5 protein-coding genes and 1 pseudogene are annotated in these 5,016 nt (G+C 65.1%); 4 read left to right on the top strand and 2 right to left on the bottom strand.

All coding sequences use genetic code 11. The annotated features are described in order from the left end of the window. Positions 1–272 (bottom strand): annotated as a pseudogene (locus AAG799_RS22240) (hypothetical protein); the annotation flags it as partial. Between the two features lie 167 nt (positions 273–439). Between AAG799_RS22240 and rph the strand changes: the two are divergent. From rph to AAG799_RS22220, 4 genes are all read left to right on the top strand, one after another. Continuing rightward, positions 440–1,156: a ribonuclease PH gene (gene rph / locus AAG799_RS22235; protein WP_341899259.1), complete on the top strand. Its 717-nt coding sequence runs from the start codon at positions 440–442 to the stop codon at positions 1,154–1,156. Between the two features lie 2 nt (positions 1,157–1,158). Beyond that, positions 1,159–1,773: an RdgB/HAM1 family non-canonical purine NTP pyrophosphatase gene (gene rdgB / locus AAG799_RS22230; protein ID WP_341899258.1), complete on the top strand. Its 615-nt coding sequence runs from the start codon at positions 1,159–1,161 to the stop codon at positions 1,771–1,773. After that, the gene (gene hemW, locus AAG799_RS22225; RefSeq protein WP_341899257.1) at positions 1,757–2,941 is read left to right on the top strand and encodes a radical SAM family heme chaperone HemW; all 1,185 of its coding nucleotides are present in this window, start codon (positions 1,757–1,759) and stop codon (positions 2,939–2,941) included. Before rdgB ends, hemW begins: the two co-directional genes overlap by 17 nt. A gap of 80 nt (positions 2,942–3,021) precedes the next feature. Beyond that, entirely contained in the window at positions 3,022–4,263 is a 1,242-nt protein-coding gene (locus AAG799_RS22220) for a PLP-dependent aminotransferase family protein (protein WP_341899255.1), read from the top strand. A 12-nt stretch (positions 4,264–4,275) separates the two neighbouring features. On the opposite strand, the gene AAG799_RS22215 is transcribed toward AAG799_RS22220, so the two are convergent. Continuing rightward, positions 4,276–5,016: DUF2855 family protein (locus tag AAG799_RS22215; RefSeq protein WP_341899254.1), on the bottom strand; the 741-nt coding region annotated here is incomplete at its 5' end.

Genomic DNA, 5,016 nt, shown 5'->3' with positions numbered 1-5,016 from the left:
TAGGCAGCATCGAGGCCGGGCGTGACATAGGCTTCGGCCCAGTTGCGGCCGCCCTTGCGCCGGCCATGCGAGGACAGGCTGCCCAGGCCGTTCTGCGCATTGCTGACGCCGAACAGGCCGAGGCCGGCATCCAGCGTGAGGCCGATTTCGAGATCGCCGAAGCCAAAGCGCTGGCCGGCCCTCTCATGTTCGTCCTCCGCGGCAAGTGCGGGGTTGATACTGCAGATCAGCGCGGCAAACAGGCCGATCACTCCGGTTATACGCCAGGCCATTAAGACATCCCCCCACCGCAGGCTGCCGGTTGCTGGTCCGGCCTCCACCCTTCGGTTATGCTGCCGGTGATATTCGATTGGCGCTGGCTGTCAAGGTGGCTTGTCCGCTGCAGCCAGATCGACTAGAAACCGCTGACGCTTTTCAGACTTATTCGCGAGGAAAAACCATGCGTCCCAGTGGCCGCACCGCCGATCAACTGCGCCCGGTCCGCCTGGAGCCGGGTTTCGCCAAATATGCCGAGGGCTCCTGCCTGATCAAGTTCGGCGAGACCCATGTGCTCTGCGCCGCCACGGTTGAAGAGAAGGTGCCGCCCTTCCTGCGCAACACCGGCCGCGGCTGGGTGACGGCGGAATACGGCATGCTGCCGCGCTCGACCCATACCCGCACCGACCGCGAGGCCTCGCGCGGCAAGCAATCGGGCCGCACGCAGGAAATCCAGCGCCTGGTCGGCCGCAGCTTGCGTGCCGTCACCGATCTTGCCGGCTTCGGCGAGCGCCAGATCCGCCTCGACTGCGATGTGCTGCAGGCCGATGGCGGCACGCGCACCGCAGCGATCACCGGCAGCTGGGTGGCGCTGCATCTGGCCTTTGCCAAGCTGGTGAAAGATGGCGCGATTGCCAAGATCCCGCTGATCGGCCAGGTCGCTGCCGTCAGCTGCGGGCTGTGCGACGGCGTCGCCGTGCTCGATCTCGATTACCCGGAAGACAGCACGGCGCAGGCCGATGCCAATTTCGTGCTGACCGATACCGGCGCCATCGTCGAGGTGCAGGGCACCGCCGAGAAAGAGCCGTTCTCGGAAGCGCAGTTCACCGCCATGCTCGGCCTCGCCAAGCTGGGCGTGAAGGATCTGATGACGCTGCAGCGCCAGGCGGTAGGGCTGTAGGCATGAGCCGCCGTCGCTTCAGTGGCGACACGCTGGTGATCGCCAGCCACAATGCCGGCAAGGTGCGCGAGATCGGCGACCTGATCGCACCGTTCAAGGTGCGCGCGGTGTCGGCCGGCGAACTTGGCCTGCCCGAACCGGAAGAAACCGGACTGACATTTATCGCCAATGCCGAGCTGAAGGCGCTGGCGGCGGCGCAGGCCGCGCAGATTCCCGCGCTGGCCGATGATTCCGGCATGGCTGTGGATGCGCTGGATGGCGCGCCGGGAATCTACTCCGCGCGCTGGGCCGGGGCGTCGAAGGATTTTTCCAAGGCGATGGACAAGGTCTGGCGCGCTGTCGAGGATAAAGGCGCCGAGCCGCCGTTCGGCGCGCAGTTCGTCTGTGCGCTCAGCCTCGCCTGGCCCGATGGCCATGTCGAAAGCTTCGAGGGCATCATCCAGGGCCGGTTGGTCTGGCCGCCGCGCGGCCTGCATGGTTTTGGTTACGATCCGATGTTTCTGCCAACCGCAAACGATGAGACGCGCACCTTCGGCGAGATGCCGGCGGCCGAGAAACATGCGATCAGCCATCGTGCGCTGGCCTTCCGGCAGCTGATCGATGCCTGTTTCGGCTGAGGGCACTATACCGCGGCGCGGCTTCGGCCTGTATGTGCACTGGCCCTTCTGCGTCTCGAAATGTCCCTATTGCGATTTCAATTCTCATGTGCGCGAACGCGTCGATGCCGTGCGCTGGCAGGCGGCCTATCTCACCGAGATGGCACAGTATGCTGCTGCCGGTGTGGGGCGCGGTGAGACGATTACATCTGTGTTCTTCGGTGGTGGCACGCCGTCGCTGATGCCGCCGGAAACCGCAGCCGCGATCCTGGAGGCGGCGCGCGGCCACTGGGCCTTTGCCGAGGATGTCGAGATCACGCTGGAGGCCAACCCGAACTCGGCCGAGGCCGGCAAGTTCGCCGCCTTTGCAGCGGCCGGCATCAACCGGCTGTCCATCGGCGTGCAGAGCTTCGACGAAGCGGTGCTGAAGTTCCTTGGCCGCGCCCATGATTCCGGCGAGGCGCGCCGCGCCATCGAAGCTGCCGCGAAAGCCGTGCCACGCTATTCCTTCGACCTGATCTATGCCCGGCCGGAGCAGACGGCGGAAAGCTGGCGCGCTGAACTCGGCGATGCGCTCATCCTCGCCGGCGATCATCTCTCACTCTACACGCTGACCATCGAGCCCAATACCGGCTTTGCCGGTGCGGTGGCGCGCGGCGTGCTGCAGCCGATGCCATCCGATGACCAGGCGGCGCTGTATGACCTGACGCAGGAGATTCTGGAGCAGGCCGGCATGCCAGCCTATGAAATCTCCAACCATGCCAGGCCGGGCGGCGAGAGCCGGCACAATCTCGTTTATTGGCGCAGCGGATCCTATCTCGGCCTCGGGCCTGGCGCGCATATGCGGCTGCAGCAGCCGGGCGGCTGGCGCGCGGTGCAGAACCGCCGCAAGCCGGAAGCCTGGCTCGAGCAGGTGGACAGCGAGGGCCATGGCCGCGAGAGCGAAACCCCGGTCGATGCCGTCGCGCGCGCCGAGGAAGCCCTGATGATGGGGCTGCGCCTGCGCGAGGGCGTTTATGCCCAGAATTTCCATGCCGCCACCGGCCTCGATCTCGAGAGTTTTGTGCCCGCCGCGCGCAGTGCGCCGCTGGAGGCCGCCGGGTTGCTGCAGCGCAGCCCGGCGCGGATCGTGGCCACAACCGAGGGGCGCGCCGTGCTGGATGGCCTGCTGGCCCGGCTGCTGGCCTAGAATCCGCGGCGGGCGGCTTTTCCAACACCGGCCATGTCGATAAGCTGGCATCAACTTTTGAGGAAACCCGAGCCAGCATCATGACCGAATCCGTCTTTCCCGGCCTGTCCCAGGCTGTCAGCACCCTGCGCGCCTCTGAAATCCGCGAACTGCTGAAGCTGATCAGCCGGCCGGAAATCATTTCCTTTGCCGGCGGCATCCCCGATCCGGCGCTGTTTCCGCTGGATGCCATCGGCGCATCGTATCAGCGGGTGCTGGCCAATCCGGCGCTGGCGGGCGAGGCTTTCCAGTATTCGATCAGCGAGGGCTATCCGCCGCTGCGCGACTGGATCGTGGGATATCTCAAGACCCACGGTATCGGGACCGGCCCGGAGCAGGTGCTGATCACGTCTGGCGCGCAGCAGGCGCTCGATTTTCTCGGCCGCGCCCTGATCAATCCGGGCGACGCCGTGGTGATGTCCTCGCCCAGCTATCTCGGTGCCATCCAGGTGTTCGGCACCTACCAGCCGAAGTTCCTCTCGGCGCCGATGGATGACGAGGGCGTGGTGCTCGACGCGCTCGAAGCCGCGTTTAAGCAAAAGCCGAAATTCTTTTATCTCACGCCGGATTTCTGTAATCCGGCCGGCATTACCACCTCGCTCGCGCGCCGCAAGGCGATCCTCAAGCTGGCGCATCAGTATGGCGTGGCCATCCTGGAGGATTCACCTTACGAGGAACTGCGCTACGAGAATGCACGCATTCCCAGCTTTGCCGCGCTGGAGCTGCAGGATCTCGCCGCGCCCGGCAGCGACGGCAAGCGGCTGGTGATCTATGTCGGCAGCCTGTCGAAAGTGCTGACGCCGGCGCTACGCATCGGCTGGGTCTGTGCCGATCCGGCACTGATCAACAAGCTGGTGCTGGTGAAGCAGGCGTCTGATCTGCATTGCAGCACGATCAACCAGATGGTGGCCTGCGATATCGCGTCCTCCTCGCATGCCAGCCAGGTGGCGAAGCTGCGCAAGGCCTACAAGGAACGCCGCGACGTGATGCTGGAAACGCTGGAGCGCTGCCTGCCCAAGGAAGTGCGCTACACCAAACCCGATGGCGGCATGTTCATCTGGCTGGAATTCCCCGACAGCATCGACGGCACTGAACTGCTGGCGGAAGCGGTGAAGGATATCCAGGTGGCCTTCGTGCCGGGCTCGGCCTTCTATGCCACCGATGTGAAGCGCAATACGGCACGGCTCAGCTTCTCGCTGGGCGAGCCGGCGCGTATCCGTGAGGGCATCGAACGGCTGTCGGCCCTGCTGCAGAACAAGCTGCGGGCCAATCGCGCGGCCTGATCGGCGGGCTGTTTATTCCCACAGGCTGAGGATGTGGCCCTCATCGGGCTTCAACTGGCCCGCCAGCGTCGCGCGGTAGGTCGCCTCCACGGCGGCACGGCCGTCGCCACGAATGACCCTGATCCAGCCCTGCAACAGCGGCAGGAAGTCGGCCCAGGCGGTGTTCAGCTTGCTTTCCAGGCCGCCGCGGCCCCAGTCCTTGCTGCGCTTGACGATCCGGTCGGGTGCGAAGAAGAACAGCGGCTTCGGCCCTGGCAGGCCCTTGCCTGGTGGGTTCATCTCTCGATGCGACAGCCCGACGGCGCAGCTGTATTTCAGGCCGTCGCCATAATGCTCGTGGATTGCGCGGCGCAGATCGGCGCTGCCGGCGAAATCGACATAGACGGACTCTTCCATAGGCTGGTCGGCGATCTGGTCATAGGTCACCACGCGGTCGTAACAACCCAGGCCCTCGACGAAGGCGCGGTTGCCGGCTGAAGTCAGCCCGACCACGGTGATGTCCTTGCGGCGATGCAGCAGATGCGCCAGGCCGAAAGCGGTTTTCGCCGAGGCACTGGACAGCACAACGGTCTGCGCACCGAAAAAATTCTCATCCGCCAGGAAGTCGTCGATCAGAAAAGACGTGACGAACAGCGGCCGCAGCAGCGCCTGATAGGGCTGGAACGATTCGGCAAAGGCCGGTTCGGTGGTGATGCGCAGATAACTGTTATAGGCCGGCGGCAACTTGGCGCGATGTGGCATGCCCTCGATGAA

Origin of the sequence: Ferrovibrio terrae (assembly GCF_943371255.1) — a bacterium.
GTDB classification, from domain to species: Bacteria; Pseudomonadota; Alphaproteobacteria; order Ferrovibrionales; family Ferrovibrionaceae; genus Ferrovibrio; species Ferrovibrio terrae_B.
The sequence above is the reverse complement of the archived record's forward strand: the minus strand, read 5'-3'. Positions and strand labels throughout refer to the sequence as shown.

Coding starts and splice junctions, on each gene's coding strand:
- rph (WP_341899259.1), top strand. CDS start 440: ATGCGTCCCAGTGGCCGCACCGCCGATCAACTGCGCCCGGTCCGCCTG.
- rdgB (WP_341899258.1), top strand. CDS start 1,159: ATGAGCCGCCGTCGCTTCAGTGGCGACACGCTGGTGATCGCCAGCCAC.
- hemW (WP_341899257.1), top strand. CDS start 1,757: ATGCCTGTTTCGGCTGAGGGCACTATACCGCGGCGCGGCTTCGGCCTG.
- AAG799_RS22220 (WP_341899255.1), top strand. CDS start 3,022: ATGACCGAATCCGTCTTTCCCGGCCTGTCCCAGGCTGTCAGCACCCTG.